General features: G+C 39.6%; 15 protein-coding genes. 5 read left to right on the top strand and 10 right to left on the bottom strand.

All coding sequences use genetic code 11. The features are described 5' to 3' along the window. The first annotated feature begins 130 nt into the window (after nucleotides 1-130). The gene (gene lnt / locus OA84_RS04525) at nucleotides 131-1,792 is read left to right on the top strand and encodes an apolipoprotein N-acyltransferase (protein ID WP_039343101.1); all 1,662 of its coding nucleotides are present in this window, start codon (nucleotides 131-133) and stop codon (nucleotides 1,790-1,792) included. 35 nt (nucleotides 1,793-1,827) lie between these two features. Here the strand turns inward: lnt and OA84_RS04520 are convergent, their stop codons facing one another. Then, on the bottom strand, nucleotides 1,828-3,948 hold the full coding sequence (locus OA84_RS04520; RefSeq protein ID WP_039343098.1) for a helix-turn-helix domain-containing protein: 2,121 nt from the start codon (nucleotides 3,946-3,948) through the stop codon (nucleotides 1,828-1,830). A gap of 101 nt (nucleotides 3,949-4,049) precedes the next feature. Here OA84_RS04520 and OA84_RS04515 point away from each other — a divergent pair, with 101 nt between their 5' ends. Next, nucleotides 4,050-4,502, top strand: coding sequence for a hypothetical protein (locus tag OA84_RS04515; RefSeq protein WP_052252113.1), 453 nt, complete (start codon nucleotides 4,050-4,052; stop codon nucleotides 4,500-4,502). A gap of 8 nt (nucleotides 4,503-4,510) precedes the next feature. Here OA84_RS04515 and OA84_RS04510 read toward each other — a convergent pair whose 3' ends face one another. Beyond that, nucleotides 4,511-5,047, bottom strand: coding sequence for a gamma carbonic anhydrase family protein (locus OA84_RS04510; protein ID WP_039343094.1), 537 nt, complete (start codon nucleotides 5,045-5,047; stop codon nucleotides 4,511-4,513). A gap of 163 nt (nucleotides 5,048-5,210) precedes the next feature. Here OA84_RS04510 and OA84_RS04505 point away from each other — a divergent pair, with 163 nt between their 5' ends. Together OA84_RS04505 and hemH are read left to right on the top strand one after the other, a co-directional pair. Beyond that, on the top strand, nucleotides 5,211-6,092 hold the full coding sequence (locus tag OA84_RS04505; RefSeq protein WP_039343091.1) for a NifU family protein: 882 nt from the start codon (nucleotides 5,211-5,213) through the stop codon (nucleotides 6,090-6,092). A 191-nt stretch (nucleotides 6,093-6,283) separates the two neighbouring features. Then, the gene (gene hemH / locus OA84_RS04500; protein ID WP_039343088.1) at nucleotides 6,284-7,312 is read left to right on the top strand and encodes a ferrochelatase; all 1,029 of its coding nucleotides are present in this window, start codon (nucleotides 6,284-6,286) and stop codon (nucleotides 7,310-7,312) included. Nucleotides 7,313-7,371: 59 nt separating this feature from the next. On the opposite strand, the gene OA84_RS04495 is transcribed toward hemH, so the two are convergent. Beyond that, a complete protein-coding gene (locus tag OA84_RS04495; protein ID WP_039343086.1) occupies nucleotides 7,372-8,583 on the bottom strand; it encodes a type IX secretion system plug protein in 1,212 nt (403 codons plus the stop codon). 134 nt (nucleotides 8,584-8,717) lie between these two features. On the opposite strand from OA84_RS04495, the gene OA84_RS04490 reads away from it, so the two are divergent. Beyond that, nucleotides 8,718-9,356 carry an MBL fold metallo-hydrolase gene (locus OA84_RS04490; RefSeq protein ID WP_039343084.1) on the top strand — a complete coding sequence of 213 codons (639 nt, stop codon included), beginning with the start codon at nucleotides 8,718-8,720 and terminating at the stop codon, nucleotides 9,354-9,356. A 140-nt stretch (nucleotides 9,357-9,496) separates the two neighbouring features. Here the strand turns inward: OA84_RS04490 and OA84_RS04485 are convergent, their stop codons facing one another. The 7 genes from OA84_RS04485 to OA84_RS04455 form a co-directional block, all read right to left on the bottom strand. Beyond that, nucleotides 9,497-10,054, bottom strand: a complete 558-nt coding sequence (locus tag OA84_RS04485) for a thioredoxin family protein (protein ID WP_039343082.1) — start codon at nucleotides 10,052-10,054, stop codon at nucleotides 9,497-9,499. A 4-nt stretch (nucleotides 10,055-10,058) separates the two neighbouring features. Continuing rightward, complete coding sequence (gene miaA / locus OA84_RS04480; RefSeq protein WP_039343079.1) at nucleotides 10,059-10,967, bottom strand: tRNA (adenosine(37)-N6)-dimethylallyltransferase MiaA; 909 nt, start codon at nucleotides 10,965-10,967, stop codon at nucleotides 10,059-10,061. 191 nt (nucleotides 10,968-11,158) lie between these two features. After that, a complete protein-coding gene (locus OA84_RS04475) occupies nucleotides 11,159-11,494 on the bottom strand; it encodes a YkvA family protein (RefSeq protein WP_039343076.1) in 336 nt (111 codons plus the stop codon). A 72-nt stretch (nucleotides 11,495-11,566) separates the two neighbouring features. Next, nucleotides 11,567-12,118 carry a TlpA family protein disulfide reductase gene (locus tag OA84_RS04470; protein WP_039343073.1) on the bottom strand — a complete coding sequence of 184 codons (552 nt, stop codon included), beginning with the start codon at nucleotides 12,116-12,118 and terminating at the stop codon, nucleotides 11,567-11,569. An 11-nt stretch (nucleotides 12,119-12,129) separates the two neighbouring features. Then, nucleotides 12,130-12,738: a thioredoxin family protein gene (locus tag OA84_RS04465; protein ID WP_052252112.1), complete on the bottom strand. Its 609-nt coding sequence runs from the start codon at nucleotides 12,736-12,738 to the stop codon at nucleotides 12,130-12,132. Between the two features lie 56 nt (nucleotides 12,739-12,794). Continuing rightward, entirely contained in the window at nucleotides 12,795-13,862 is a 1,068-nt protein-coding gene (gene aroC, locus OA84_RS04460) for a chorismate synthase (protein ID WP_039343071.1), read from the bottom strand. Nucleotides 13,863-13,926: 64 nt separating this feature from the next. Further along, nucleotides 13,927-15,546 (bottom strand): LIC_10190 family membrane protein, encoded by a 1,620-nt coding sequence (locus tag OA84_RS04455; RefSeq protein ID WP_039343068.1) that lies wholly within the window; start codon nucleotides 15,544-15,546, stop codon nucleotides 13,927-13,929. Nucleotides 15,547-15,569 lie beyond the last annotated feature (23 nt).

The raw sequence follows: 15,569 nt of genomic DNA, 5'->3' as shown, positions 1-15,569 counted from the left end.
AAATAACCGCTTTTTTTTATTTTTTGCTTGCGTCACGAGCATTTTTTTCGGATTTTTATTTGCTTCAATTTTAAGGTTTTCCCGCGAAGTAATCTTAACTTTGAAAACCAATACAATTCGTAAAATACCAATGAAATATATTATCCTTTCTTTACTCTCAGCCGTTTTGCTGAGCATTTCCTGGCCTACTTATGGCATCCCGTTTTTCATTTTTATTGCGCTCGTTCCGCTTCTGATTCTGGAGCATGACATTTCAAAGTTTTCAAACCTCAAGAAAAAAAGTCTCACGATTTTCGGGCTTTCCTATCTTGCTTTTATTATTTGGAATATCGTCACCACAGGTTGGCTTTACGGCGCTAAAAACCCGGATGGTTCAAATTCTTTATTCGCAGTTGTTGTTCCCGTGGTGCTGAATTCTTTGTTTTATGCTTTTATTTTTCAATGTTACCATTGGTACAAAAACTCGCAGGGAACGTACTTCGGTTTGGTTTTTTTCGTGGCAATTTGGATGGTTTTTGAGAAAATTCATCTAAGCTGGGAACTTACATGGCCGTGGTTGAATTTAGGAAACGTCTTCGCCGATTACCCGAAAATTATTCAGTGGTACGATACGTTGGGCGCTACCGGTGGGAGTTTCTGGATATTATTGGTGAATGTTTACGCATTTTACACATTGAGAATCTGGGAAGCCGGCAGAAAACGCAAATCTTTAATTCTTAATTCTGCAATTTTAGCAGCCGGAATTTTGTTGCCCATGCTGATTTCCAGCGTTAAATACCAAAATATCGATTTAAAGTCCAGCGGGTCGGTAAACGTGCTCATGCTTCAGCCGGAATTAAACCCGTACACCGAAAAATATTCCAAAGACAGTTTGACAATTTTAAACGATTTGCTCACTTTAGCAGAAGAAAACTCGAAAGGAAAAATCGATTATTATATCGGTCCAGAAACATCTATTCCTGGATTTGGTTCCATTTCCGAAACCGGATTTGAAGACAGCGAACTTTTAAATACAGTGAAGTCATTTTTAACCAAACATCCAAACTCCGTTTTCGCGACGGGCATTTCTTCGCACCGTTTTTATCCTGACGCAAATCAGAAATCAAATACCGCGTACCAAACTTCGCAGGAAATTTTTGTAGACAGTTATAATTCTGCGGTGCAGATTATTCCGAATCAAAAAGTGGAAGTTTACCATAAAGGAAAATTGGTTCCCGGCGTGGAAATTTTCCCGTATATCAATGTTTTAAAACCACTTTTGGGTGACGCAATGCTGAATTTGGGCGGAACTACAGCGTCTCTGGGCGTAGATGCTGAAAGAAAAGCATTTTCAAACCCTTTTAATGAAGGAAAATTAGCGCCAATCATTTGCTACGAAAGCATCTACGGCGAATTCGTAACTGATTATGTGAAAAAAGGTGCGAATTTTCTCGCCATTATGACCAACGATTCCTGGTGGGGCGAAACGCAGGGCCACAAGCAGCTGATGGCGTACTCACGAATGCGCGCGATAGAAACGCGACGGGAAATTGCCCGCGCGGCAAACAGTGGAATTTCAGCGCACATCAATGCGAGAGGCGATGTGGTGGCTGATACTTTTTATGGCGATAAAACGACGCTTTTTGCGAAAATAAATCTGTACGAACATCAGACTTTCTACACGCGAGCCGGTGATTTGCTTTCGAGAATCTGCATTTTTGTCTTTGGTTTTCTGGTTTTTTACAATTTGATTAAAAAGTTCCAGAACAAAAAGCCGCAGGAACCAATGAAAAAAATCGTGATAAAACGGTAAAAAATTCGACTGATTACTGACTACTGATTTACTGACTACTGACCACTTTTGTGTAAAAAGTGATTCAGTAGCAAACGGATTTCATTAAACTCAAAGTCATTAGGTAACGCTTTTTTCCATTCGTTCAGCGAGTCGAACTGGTTTTGTTTGAATTCATTTTCGAAAATTTTGATCTTTTCTTTGGCAAAAATCCTGGAAACATCGAGTAAACCCTGCTCCGCGAATTTTGCTAAATGTCCATAAATGGTTTCCGGAACCAGACCGCGTTCTTTCGCCACTTCCGGAATGGTTTTTCCGCTTTCAAAAAGCTGAAAAGTCAGGATGTGCGACGGAATCTTAGCTACTTTTGTCGAAATAGCAACGTTGTTTTCGGTATTGAAAAGTGGTTTTTCCAGAAGGTGAACTTTTTTTAAATCATTCAGATAATCCTCGAGATCATCGAGAAAAACGCGAAAATCTTCATTATACTGTTTCAAACCTTTTGTGCCTTTATTTTCAGAATAAAAGTCCAAAAGCGGTTGAAAAATTTCCAAATTCACTTTCGTAAAAAAGAAATTAACGGCGCCTTTTGCTTTTGTTTCGATTTCAGCCCAATCTTCCTCGCCCTGAATAAATTTTTGGTTCTTCTGAACCATAATTTTTTCAAATTTCTGGTAAACCGCAGCGAAATTTTCAATCTTCGGTTTTAAAGTTTGGTAGAGATAAGTCGCTTTATTTTTGTCGAGTGCTTTGCTGGTTTTTGTGGATTGATACCAGGTTTCAAGCGAATGCCGGAACCACAAACAATCCAGACTTCGGATGACTTTTTTAATGCTGTAATCATATTTTTCAGCCTGCAGAATTTCTTCCACTTTCTCATTTGCATTGGTTTCATCCTGAAATTGCGAAACGCGGCGGTCCGCGAAAATAACATTCGGAGTGATTTTCGATTTTAAAACAATTCCTTCCAGCGTGCGACAGCGCGAAAGCGCCACATAAACCTGACCGGAAGCAAAGGATTTTCCGGCATCAATAATCAACCTGTCGAAAGTTAAACCCTGCGATTTGTGAATTGTTACCGCCCAGGCGAGCCGGATCGGATATTGCTGAAAGCTCCCCAACACATTTTCAGTAATATTTTTTTGGGCATCCAAACCGTATTTTTTTTGCTCCCAGGTTTCCTTTTTTAAGGTGAAAACTTCGTCATCACCATCAATGAGAACGGTGATTTCCTTTTCGTCTAAACTCATGATTTCCGCGAGTTTTCCGTTAAAATATTTTTTATCTGCGCTGGCATCATTTCGAATAAACATGACCTGTGCGCCGACTTTCAGCTGAAGTTCCTCTTCATTCGGATATTGGTTTTCATTGAAATTTCCGGTAATATCCGCGGAATAGAAATACGGTTTTCCTTTCAGTTCCTGCAGCTTTTTCTGGTTAATTTCGTCCGCCATCCGGTTATGCGAAGTCAAATAAACATAAGGTTCGTCTGTCGGTTCGAAATCGGGTAAATATCTGGAATTCAGTGTTTCAAAATCGATGTCACCAACTTCACCATCGCGGATGTCGTTTAGAATGTCCAGAAACTTTTCATCTTTCTGGCGGTAAACGGTGGTAAGTTCTATTGTGATCAACGGCATTTCTTTCAAAGCATAACTTTCAAAGAAAAACGGTGATTTATAATATTTAGATAAAAAATGTTCGTCGCGAACCACCGGGGGAAGCTGGTACAAATCTCCGATAAAAAGCATCTGAACACCGCCGAATTTTTGCTGATTTCTACGGACGGAGCGCAGTGAAAAATCCATCATATCAAGCACATCAGCGCGTAACATGGAAACTTCATCGATAATAATGATTTCTATTTCGCGCAACAGCTTCAACTTGTCTTTCCGGTATTTGAAATGCTGCATTAAATCGGCAATATTATTTCCCAAATTACTGTCGATCCGGTCGGTTGTCGGAATAAATGTCCGCAGCGGCAACCCAAACATGGAATGAATGGTAACGCCGCCCGCGTTGATCGCCGCAATTCCGGTTGGTGCAACCACGATGTGTTTTTTCTGTGTTTTTTTTACAAAATCATTCAGGAAAGTGGTTTTTCCGGTTCCGGCTTTTCCGGTAAGAAAAATAGTGCGGTTCGTGTGTTCAGCTAAATTAAACAGCGATTCATTCATGTGCCAAATTTAAGCAAATTGCCCCGACTCTCCGAAGCAAAAGCCGCGTTTTAGTTTAATTGAAAAATTGCTATTTTTGTTTTTTACACCAACTGAAAACCATGAAACACCTTATTTATATTCCACTCGTCATTTTTACACTTTTTTCCTGTAAAGCAAAAAAAGGTGATAAAGCGCCGGAAACTTTGCCAAAAGACATCGCCCTGAAACCTGAAAACAATTACAGCCAGCAGCTTGATCGTGAAAGACTGGCGGTTTTAGTAAAAGAAATTGATTCATTAGCGGGAATTGAAATTTGTACTGATCCAGCAGAATGGCGCTCATCTCCTATTGGTGCAAAACCTTGTGGTGGACCGAGTTCTTACATCGCGTATCCCATTAAAATGGAAGACGAAATTTTGGAAAAAATAAAAACTTTTACGGCGCGCCAGGATGAATTTAACAAAAAATATCAGCTGATGTCTGACTGCGCAATGGTACCGCCACCAGCCGGAATTCGCTGCGAAAACGGCAAAGCGGTTTTGGTTAAAAGTGATGTTGAAGTTGTTCAGTAAAAAATTGCCTAAATAGCAGGGTATTTTTCCGGGTCTTTATACCAGGAAGAATATTTCACGTAATTGTTTGCAATACGGTTGACTTCACCTTCCAGCAAATCCGCGGAAATATCTTTGATTTTTCTCGCCGGTGCGCCAGCCCAAACTTCACCGGATTTAATGTGCGTACCCTGCGTAACCACAGAACCAGCACCAACAATGGAGTTGCTTTCAACCAAGCAATCATCCATCACAATGGCGCCCATACCGATCAGCACATTGTCATGAATCGTGCAGCCGTGAACAATAGCATTGTGACCAATCGAAACATTATTGCCTATATTCAGCGGGAATTTTTCATAAGTGCAGTGCAACATCACATTGTCCTGAACATTCACCTTATCACCCATTTTGATGTAATGCACATCGCCGCGAACCACGGCGTTATACCAAATGCTGCATTCCGTTCCCATGGTGACGTCGCCGATTATGGTTGCGGTTTCCGCTAAAAAAGTATCAGCACCGATTACCGGTTTTTTACCTAAAAGTTCTTTTACAATTGCCATAATTCAATTTGGGAATTTCAAAATGTGTTAATATAATAAATTGGTTTCAAACTGGGTATTTTTAGAATTTTAGAAATATATGTCGAATTGATAAAATCTAATTTCAACCGCCGGCTTCTAACTTCTAAATCCCTATTTTTGTACTCAAATTTAAGCAAATTAAATGAGACAAATTATTATAGAACCAACTGAGAATCCAAAAGTGATGAAGTTTGTAGCAGATTACAACCTGATTCCCGGCTCTTTGGAACTCGACCGCGATTCAGACTTTACAGAAATACCTTTAGCACGCGAACTTTTTAAATATCCTTTCGTTGAACGCATCTTTATCACCGCAAATTTTATCGCGGTGGCAAAACAGGACGGCGTGGACTGGGAAAATGTCGCGGAACCGTTACAGCATATCATCGAAGATGAATTACACCAAAATCCACGCATTTACCAGCAAAAAAATTCTGAGGAATATTTGGTGTACGCTGAAATGACGCCGAATCCGATGGTCATGAAATTTGTGTCCAGCAAACCTTTGCTTGACGGTTTTATCGAAGTGAAATCTCCGAGGGAAGCTGCTGAAGTGCCGTTGGCACAAGCCATTTTTGGTGAATTCAACTTCGCGAGAGAAGTTTTCATTTCCGATAATTTCGTGGCGGTGACCAAAAATGTGTCCGTAGAATGGCACGAAGTAATGGTGACCGTGCGCGATTTCGTAGCGAATTACCTGCAAAATGGTGGTGAAGTTTCGAAAACTGCAGCGCAAAAACATGAAAGTCCAGCCGCAGCGACCGTAGCAAAACGCGAATACACCGAAACGGAACAGAAAATTTCTGATATTTTGGATGAATATGTAGCTCCGGCAGTAGCTGGTGACGGCGGAAAAATTTCTTTGATGGAATACGACGCGGAAACCAAAACCGCGAAAATGCTTTTACAAGGCGCGTGTTCCGGCTGCCCAAGTTCTACCGCGACGCTGAAAGGCGGAATTGAAAATCTTTTGAAACAGTTTGTACCTGAACTGGTGGAAAAAGTGGAAGCGGTGAATGGTTAGATCAGTTGACGGTTGATAGCTGATGGTGGGAATTGGAAAGTGGAAAAATTTGCCAAAAAAGCCGGTAATTTTTAAATAAAATGTGTGCTGCGCCCCGACTTGAACGGAGCTCTTTTTATAATTGAAGCGGAGCGGAAATTATAAAAAAGCGGGAGTGGAAGGCGGAAAAAGGCGCCCAAATAAAAAAATAAATGTCTAAAAAAGGAATTTTACTTGTGAACCTCGGGTCTCCGAAATCGACGAAAGTTGAGGATGTAAAGGAGTATCTGGATGAGTTTTTAATGGATGAGAAAGTGATTGATTACCGCTGGTTTTTCCGGACTTTGCTGGTGCGCGGCATCATTTTGAACACGCGACCGAAGAAATCTGCGGAAGCCTACAAAACCGTGTGGACGGACGAAGGTTCTCCGCTGATTTTCATCACCGAAAGGATTAAGAAAAAACTCGAAAAAATGGTCAAAGTGCCGGTAGAAATTGGGATGCGCTATGCGGAACCCAGCATAGAAACGGGAATCCGCAAACTTACCGACCAAGGCGTGACCGAAATTGTGCTTTTCCCGCTTTATCCGCAGTACGCGATGAGCACGACGGAAACGGTGATCGACAAAGCCGAGGAAGTTCGCAAAAAACATTTCCCCGACATTAAGATCAATTATATTCAGCCGTTTTATAACCGCGAAATTTATATTGATTGTCTCGCGGAAAGTATCCGTGAAAAACTTCCGAAAAATTTCGATGCGCTGCAATTCTCCTATCACGGCGTGCCGGAGCGGCATATTTATAAAACCGATCCTACAAATACCTGTAACCTAAACGATTGCTGTTCGCGCGATCAAAACCCGAGTCATCAGTTTTGCTATCGTCACCAGTGTTTTAAAGTGACCGAAGAAGTTATTAAAAAACTGGATTTACCGAAAGAAAAAGTGATGGTAACCTTCCAGTCGCGTTTGGGAAACGACAAATGGATGGAGCCATACACCGATGAAACCCTGGAAAGTTTGGGCAAAAAAGGCATAAAAAATCTGGCGATTGTTTGTCCGGCTTTTGTGTCGGATTGTTTGGAAACGCTGGAAGAAATTTCCGTGGAAGGCAAAGAGCAGTTTCTACACGGAGGTGGTGAAAATTTCCACTATATTCCCTGTTTGAACGATGAAGACCGCTGGATTGAAGTGGTGAAAACTTTGTGTGAAGAAAAACTTAATGAATTTTATTTGGTCTGAAAGAGCCAAATATTTGCATTTAGAAAATTAAAAAATTCGGGGTGATTTGCCCCGAATTTTTAGTTTCTTGCCGCGCGAAATTCTCCGTAGCCCAGCAAACCATCGTAGTTTCTGCCGAAAGGCGTGTAATACAGAAAAGCCTGATACAAATTTTCGGTTTGCCAGAAATTACCGTTGATTTCGCCAAAATTTAGCGAATTATCGGGATTTTTTGTGGCCAAAATATAATTGTAAAAACCTTGTTTTAAATAGATTTTTGCGAGGTATTTTTTTGAAACTTCATCGTAGAACATTTGGTTTTCCTTGCTCGGCAGATAGTCATTGAAAGCTCCTAAAACGAATATTTCTTTGTCGGTTTTTTCAGAATCCAAGGCAAAATAAACCCAGGAATAATCGGCTTCTTTGTCGGCGTTTCTTTCGATGCCAAGATCATTTCGTCGGAAATAAAAAGCACCGTTCACGTCCGGCTGATATTGGTAATTCAGCGGAAAAGCCCAAACTGGATGCAGATACGTGTAATTTACACCTTCCAGCGTTTCGGTTTGCGCCACCATATCGAACGGCTGATTCATGTTTTTGTTATCGAAATAATAGAACTCATTATTTCCCGGAAAAGCCAAATTCATTTGCTGAAAAAGCACCTTATTTCCTAACGTTGAGCTGGGTTTCTGATTGTAAATTCCGGTTTCATAATTGTTATTTTGAAGCACGTTGATGGAAAGCGAATTGAGGTTTGAATTCATCGAAGAACCGTTACCAATTGCCTGCACTTCCACCCTTTGGTTCACCATTTTATTTCTGATGTCGGAAGTCCGGGAAATATTCAGCGCGACATTTGCGCCGTTTTCCACCACAGAAAATCTCTTGGTAAAAAGTGGTTTTTCCGGAGAATTCTGGTAAACAATCAATTTGAAATTTCCGGAGATTTTAGGCTGAATTTTTTCGTTCGGAAAGGTTAAAGAATAATGCGTATACGGTTGCAAAGTGTTGAATGAATACTGAAACTGGTCGATTAAGCCGTTTAAACTGCCGTTGGCAAATTCTGTAAAAAAAAGGTTGTCTTCCTGCCAATTTCTGTCGAAATGCTTTATCATGTAGCGGTAAATCGTGCTGGAATTCGAAAAATCATCAAAACGTAAAATCAACTGTTCATTAAAACCAATGACCCCCGTTTCGTCGTTTGTTTGCGGATTGAAAAGCTGTATGCTGCGGATATCCTGCGCAAATAAAAGCGACCCAAAAAGCAATAAAAAAAGGTGGAAAAATTTCATTGTACGAAGATAAATAATTTTAAGCAGTTATATTTTTGGTGATATTTGCTAAACAGCAGAAAGCGAAAGTTATTGTAGCGTGCAGAATTTTTTAATTTGAATTTAGCGTTTAACTTTGTAGAAAATCCAGTTTTATGTTGCAGATTCAGTCTTTTGTTTTCAATCCGTTTTCTGAAAATACGTACGTTGTTTTTAATGATAAAAAGCAGGCGTTTATCATTGATCCGGGAAATTTCGCGGAAAAGGAAACGGAAGTTTTAAAGAAATTTATCGAGGAAAAAGAGCTGAAAATTCAGAATATTTTATTGACGCACGCACATATCGACCACGTTTTGGGTTTGCAGAAAATGTATGATTTGTACCAAGTTCCGGTTTTGATGCATGAAATTGAAAAAGAAATCCTGGACCGAAATCCGATGGACGCGAATCGTTTTGGGTTTTTCTTTAAGCCTTTTGAAGGTGAAATATCATATTTGCAAGAAAGCGAAAAAATCAGCCTCGGAAGTGACGAATTTAATATTCTTCATGTTCCGGGACATTCGCCGGGAAGCATTACATTTCACTCTGAAGAGCAAAAATTTCTGGTTTCCGGCGACGTGCTTTTCGAAGGAAGCATCGGCCGAACCGATCTGTATAAAGGTGATGCGGAACAATTGTTAAAAAGCATTTCCGATAAACTTTTTGTGCTTGATCCGGAAACTCAGGTTTTCAACGGTCACGGAAATCCGACAACAATTGGTTTTGAAAAAAGTTATAATCCGTTTTTCAGGTAATAAAAAAGACAAAGTTTATGCTTTGTCTTTTATTTTAAATTTAAAAAATTCCGGGTTATTTGGGGCAAAATTTTAATTCTATGCTCTTTTTAAAATAAAAAAATCGCCGTTTTAGGGGCAATTTTTTGAATTTTTTAAAGCTATTTCCATTTAATACTGCAGCCCATGCTTGGTTTTTGGAAATCTTCCTGCGGCGCACCAGCCAAAAGATTTTCAAAGGCGATTACCAAATCTTCGCCGGTAATTTCTTTGTTATTTCCCGGCCGCGAATCGTCCATTTGGCCGCGGTAAACCAAATCCAGTTTTTCATCAAAAAAGTAAAAGTCCGGCGTGCAGGCAGCGTCGTACGCTTTTGCAACTGCTTGACTTTCATCATATAAATACGGAAAATCAAATTTTCTTTCGTGTTGAAATTCGATCATTTTTTCCGGTGAATCAGCCGGATATTTTTCGGCATTATTTGAATTAATGGCGATAAATTCAATGCCCTGTTCCTGATAATCTTCGTAAAGTTCCGCCAGTTTATCGATGACGTGAAGAACGAACGGACAATGGTTACACATAAAAAATACCAAAGTTCCTTTTTCACCTTTTAAATCTTCAAGCGACTGAATTTCGTTGCTTTGCGACGGATTCGGAAGTTCGAAAAAAGGAGCTTTTGTCCCGAGTTTGAGCATATTTGAAAGTGTATCTGACATGGTTTTATTTTTTGAGGTTTAAAGTCTGAAGCAAAGATAAGGATTCCGCGAGGGAATTTTCAAAATTTACCCAATTGATGTTTTCTTCTTTGCGGTACCAGGTGAGCTGGCGTTTTGCAAATCTTCTGGAATTTTTTTTGATTTCTTCGACGGCGAAATCTAGAGTCCAGGTTTTGTCGAAATATTTAAAAAGTTCAGAATAACCAACGGTTTGCAAAGCGGTTAGATTTTTAAATGGAATTAAAGATTCTGCTTCTTTCAGCAAACCATTTTCCAGCATTTGGTCGACGCGACGGTTGATTCGGTCGTAAATGATTTCGCGCGGCGCTTCAATTCCGATTCTAATGACGTTGAAGTCGCGGTTTTTTCTTTGTGCGGAAATGTTTTCGGTATAAGTTTTCCCGGTTTGCCAAATGATATCGATCGCGCGGAAAAGGCGGCGCGGATTTTCAATATCTACTTTCGCGAAATATTCGGGGTCAAAATCAGAAAGGATATTCTGAAGTTTTTCAATACCGTCGTCAGCAAAAATTTGCTCTAATTTGGCCTGATTTTCCGGATTTGCCTCGGGAAGCTCGTGAAGTCCGTCGATCACAGCTTTTTCGTACATCATGCTTCCGCCGACTAAAATGACAATATCTTTTGTCTGGAAAAGTTGGTTTAATTTCTCCAAAGCGTCTTTTTCATATTGCCCGATCGAATAATAATCCTGAATCGAAAGATTATCGATAAAATGATGTGGAGCTGCAGCTAATTCCTCAGCGGACGGCGTGGCCGTTCCGATTTTCATTTCACGAAAAAATTGCCGCGAATCGCAGGAAATAATTTCGGTTTCGAAATATTTTGCTAAATCGATGGCGAGTTTTGTTTTACCAATTCCGGTGGTGCCGACAATAGAGATGAGAGTTTTCACGCTGCAAATTTCCTGTTTTTTTTCGAATTAAAACGGCCAATTTTTGAAAGAAGGAAAACCCGGACTTCTAGCCCCGATTGGAGTGGATCCCGAAAGTTCGGGAGTAACGGAAAGCGGGTTGTACCTTTCGAGCACCTGACAAATCTTGTTGCTTCAAAAAAAAACGCTTAAATAAGCGGAATTTTTATTTTTTAATGAATAATCTCGGCGTCTATTACTTTGTCTTCGGTTCGGGAAGCTTCCCAAGCGACAAACTTTTCGGCTTCGGTAATCAGCAGCGGAATTGCAAATGCGAGGAGCGCAATATCATCTAAAACGCCGATTACAGGGATAAAGTCTGGAAGAAAGTCTATCGGGGATATTAAATATACGAGCACCAGGCCGGGAACAATTACGTTTTTGAAATGAGGCTTGTAACCGCCTTTTTTGGTGGCAGATTTTATCATCCGCACGATAACCGGGATTTTCGAGATAAATCCTTTGTGCTTAAATGCCTCTCTGGCCAACTGAATTTTTGATAATTTCATCTTTGTTTGTGTATTTTTAAACGCCAAGTATTTCGCAAATACTATACCATGAATTCGTAAATATTCGTTAATTTATTTGGTTACATTGTCGATAAACTCGTGGACTGATTTGGAATTCCAGTCTTTCGTACCGTCTTCTTTCAGCAAAATTCTGCCGTTTTTATCCAGCAAAAAAGTGGTTGGAAAAACTTTGGGCAAAACATGATTGGTAATTGGGCTTTGCGCAATGTAAACGGGAGTGGTGTAATTGTTTTTTTTCATAAACTCCACCACATCTTCTTCTTTGTCCTGCATGGCTATCAGCACGAAATCTACATCATTCTTTCTGGACTGATACAGCTTTTCAATCGTCGGCCATTCTTCACGACAAGGTGGACACCAGGTTCCCCAGAAATTCAGGAAAACCAGCTTGTCGCCTTTCAAAGTTTTCAGATTGGTATCGGGAACGTTAATTCCTTTCAGCTGAATATCGTAATCTTCGTCGCTTAAAGTAATTGCATTTTCAATCTCGGCAATTGGAAAAAACAAATCTTTCAGTTTCAGTTTTACCGACGGGAAAAGGTAGAGAATCGCCACGAAAGCCATGGCGACGATAAAAAAGCCATTTTTCCTTAAAAAGTTCATTAATTTTTAGTTTAAAGCAAAGTGATAATTTCTTCGACGGCGTCTTTTCCTTTGTTTCGGGAATAATACACCTGCAAATCATTGTAGAAAACCTCGCGCGGATACGTTTCCGGATTTTCTTTGAATTTTTTCAGCAAATCATTTCCGAATTGAGGACGTGGCCCCCAGTTTGCGGTGACGTTGAAGTTTTCATCTAAAACAATCACTTTTGGAATAGACTGTGTGTCGTTGGTTAGAAAATGATCGATTAGAGAGGTGTCCTGATCGCGCAGAAATACACGAACATCATTTCCCAAAGCTTCGAAAAATTTGGCAACTGCCGGCACTGTTGCGCTCGCGTCGCCACACCAGGGTTCAGAAATAATAAGGATTTTGCCGTTAAAATTTTTTGCCTGTGCTCTTTCAAGCTGCTCTGCATCTAATTTTAAAGTTTTCAGCGTTCTGTTCGTACGCTGCAAACCCAAATCGTAATATTCCTGATACGGATCGTTTTCGATTATATTGTTGGTCGCTCTTTGCACGGCAACAGCCATGTATTCTTCGAAAGTCAGGGCATCAAGCCAGTAATTTTGGAGGTTTTGAAATGTATTGTTTTTTTGGTCTACTGTTGTTGAATTCATTATTTTAAATTTTTACCAAATTTCCGGAAATTAATAGCACTTGCATGTGATTATTGTCACACAGAGAATTTACGTAGTTTATTGATCAAAAACAAATCAGCGAGCACAAAAGCTGCTAAATTCTCAACAATCGGTACAGCGCGTGGCAAAACGCATGCATCGTGACGGCCTTTTCCCTCAATTATAATCGGATTTCCGTCTTTATCGAAGCTTTCCTGAGGGCGTAAAATTGTCGCCACAGGTTTGAAAGCTACGCGGAAATAAACATCCATTCCGTTTGAAATTCCGCCCTGTATTCCACCAGAAAGATTGGTTTTGGTGGTAAAATTAGCATTAAAAAGATCGTTGTGCTCTATGCCGGTCATTTTTGCACCGCAAAATCCGCTGCCATATTCAAAACCTTTGCAGGCGTTGATATTCAGCATTGATTTGGCGAGTTCAGCCTGAAGTTTGCCAAAAACCGGTTCACCAATTCCAATGGGCAAATTTTTAATTACGCACGTTATCGTGCCGCCGATGGTGTTGCCTTCTTTTTTTATCTCTTTTATCTTTGCAATCATGCGCTCGGCCGTTTCTTCGTCGGGACAGCGCACTTCGTTGGAATCGATTTTAGAAAAATCGAGGTCCTGATACGGTTTTTCACAAAAAATTTCACCAACCGATGAAACATAAGCTGAAATTTCTACATTTTCAGGCAGAAGTTGTCGCGCCATGCTTCCGGCAACCACCCAGTTTACGGTTTCGCGCGCTGAAGATTTGCCGCCACCACGATAATCGCGAATGCCAAATTTCTGGTCGTAGGTAAAATCTGCGTGGCTCGGACGAGCAGCCTGAGCAATATGGTTGTAATCTTTCGATTTTTGGTCTTCATTCTCAATCTGGAAACCAATTGGCGTTCCTGTGGTTTTTCCTTCGAAAATTCCCGAGAGGAATTTTACCTCATCGCTTTCTTTTCGCTGTGTAACGATGGCACTTTGCCCCGGACGCCGACGGTCCAGCTGCTGCTGAACTTTTTCTAAATCGATTTCTAAACCCGCGGGAAAATTGGTAATGATGCCGCCGTACGCAGCGCCGTGACTTTCACCAAAGGTAGAAAGCGTGAGAAAATTTCCTAAGTTGAACATTTCACAAAGTTAAGGAGATAAATTGGCATTTTTAAGCACTTTCAGCATGATAGAAAAGATTTATTTACTCAAAATCTTGGAGTATAATTCGCAATTTTTCTTTTTCTTCCGGAGAAATTTTCCGCCATATAAAACCATTTTTTACGGTTTTGCCTTTGAGCTGCGGGAAAATGCCGGCTTCTAAATCTTCATAGATATATTGCGGAGAAATTGTGGGAATTGGTGTTTCAAAATTATAAATATAACCATCCACCACGTTGAATTTAAGGTTGCCGATTTGATGTGTTTTATATTTTTTTAAAGCAAAATAAGATGGTTTGTAAAACTGGTTTGCATCAAAACCCGTGATGTAATTTCCGAGCTTAAAACTTGGGAAATAGCTCTTCGGCAATGATGGAAAAGTGAGAAATGCAAAAACAAAAATGGATAGTGCGCCATAAATGAACAGTGCAAATTTTTTCGATAATAATTCGAAAAAAAGCACAAAAAAGAGCACAAAAAATACTTCGATAAAAAAACGATACTGCGCCGAAAAAATAAAAACCGCCACACTTTTAATTAAAACTGAAATAAAAAGAAACCAGACTAACCTCGATTTTTTAAGAAAAGCGAAAACAAAAAATCCACTCAAACTCAGAACAAACAAAATATGAATATTACCTTTTATTCCGCCTAAAAACAGCCACTTTTTAAAATATTCCCAATTTGAAAAGTGCTGAATTTCAGCATAGGAATATTTTGTATCGAATGTTTTCCGAACCGCGACTTCTGCAGAATTTTTCAGTAATTCATCATTTGGTTTCCATGCAAGACCAAAATCTAAAAATTGTGCGGGAAATATTGGAAATCCGAAAGTCCAAAGGTTTTTAAATAAAAACAAAAGCATTACAGCCACAGCGAAATACAAGCTTTTCAGCTTACCTTTTAAAATAAAAAAAGAGTACAAAAAAGTAAAAAGCGGCAACCACAAAACTGTGGGTTTTATAGCAAAAACGAAAACCGAATAAGCCAGCAAAAAGCCTGCATTTTTATTTGAGGTAAAAATTTCATTTAAAATAATCAGCGAGAACACAATTACCGGCAAATCCGGACTTGGCGACTGAACCAATAAATACAAAACCGGAAAAAATGCCAAATGAACCCAGAATTTTTTATCGAAAATGTAAATGGTGTAGATGATTAAAACCAAAACATTGATGCGCAAAAATGGATCTGCAAAATGCGAAAAACCTGCCTGGAAAACGTGCCACAGCGACATCTGCCCAAGCATCAAATCCAAATTACAAATTCCTTTTACTAAACCAACTTCCGAAAGCCATTTGATTGACGGAACGTAATATCCGAAATGATCTAAAATAAACGGATAATAGGAACCAAAAAAAATGGTGATGCACGAAATCACCAAAAAAGAAATTGCATTTTTAGAAAAAAATCGCCAAAAAAGCAGGTAATTTTTTAAATGAAAAAAGAAAAAAATCCCGATAATTATGGTTAGAATTTCCACATAAACATTCAGTGGAAAAAAGAACGCGAGCACGGTCCATAGTATGGTACAGCAAAAAACACCGGTTAAAATAGTGAGTGACAAACCAAGATCGGTTATTTTAAAAATTTTAGCTGAAAAAGCGCCAATTCCCGCCAAGGCAGGCAGCAGTATAATCAGCATCAATAAAATATAAAACATAAAAAAAGATTGCTTAAAAATAA

Origin of the sequence: Kaistella solincola (assembly GCF_000812875.1) — a bacterium.
GTDB lineage: Bacteria > Bacteroidota > Bacteroidia > Flavobacteriales > Weeksellaceae > Kaistella > Kaistella solincola.
This window is presented reverse-complemented; position numbering and strand designations above follow the sequence as displayed.

Bases quoted from the DNA above. Each gene is read 5' to 3' on its own strand.
- lnt (WP_039343101.1), top strand. From the start codon at position 131: ATGAAATATATTATCCTTTCTTTACTCTCAGCCGTTTTGCTGAGCATT.
- OA84_RS04520 (WP_039343098.1), bottom strand. From the start codon at position 3,948: ATGAATGAATCGCTGTTTAATTTAGCTGAACACACGAACCGCACTATT.
- OA84_RS04515 (WP_052252113.1), top strand. From the start codon at position 4,050: ATGAAACACCTTATTTATATTCCACTCGTCATTTTTACACTTTTTTCC.
- OA84_RS04510 (WP_039343094.1), bottom strand. From the start codon at position 5,047: ATGGCAATTGTAAAAGAACTTTTAGGTAAAAAACCGGTAATCGGTGCT.
- OA84_RS04505 (WP_039343091.1), top strand. From the start codon at position 5,211: ATGAGACAAATTATTATAGAACCAACTGAGAATCCAAAAGTGATGAAG.
- hemH (WP_039343088.1), top strand. From the start codon at position 6,284: ATGTCTAAAAAAGGAATTTTACTTGTGAACCTCGGGTCTCCGAAATCG.
- OA84_RS04495 (WP_039343086.1), bottom strand. From the start codon at position 8,583: ATGAAATTTTTCCACCTTTTTTTATTGCTTTTTGGGTCGCTTTTATTT.
- OA84_RS04490 (WP_039343084.1), top strand. From the start codon at position 8,718: ATGTTGCAGATTCAGTCTTTTGTTTTCAATCCGTTTTCTGAAAATACG.
- OA84_RS04485 (WP_039343082.1), bottom strand. From the start codon at position 10,054: ATGTCAGATACACTTTCAAATATGCTCAAACTCGGGACAAAAGCTCCT.
- OA84_RS04475 (WP_039343076.1), bottom strand. From the start codon at position 11,494: ATGAAATTATCAAAAATTCAGTTGGCCAGAGAGGCATTTAAGCACAAA.
- OA84_RS04470 (WP_039343073.1), bottom strand. From the start codon at position 12,118: ATGAACTTTTTAAGGAAAAATGGCTTTTTTATCGTCGCCATGGCTTTC.
- OA84_RS04465 (WP_052252112.1), bottom strand. From the start codon at position 12,738: ATGAATTCAACAACAGTAGACCAAAAAAACAATACATTTCAAAACCTC.
- aroC (WP_039343071.1), bottom strand. From the start codon at position 13,862: ATGTTCAACTTAGGAAATTTTCTCACGCTTTCTACCTTTGGTGAAAGT.
- OA84_RS04455 (WP_039343068.1), bottom strand. From the start codon at position 15,546: ATGTTTTATATTTTATTGATGCTGATTATACTGCTGCCTGCCTTGGCG.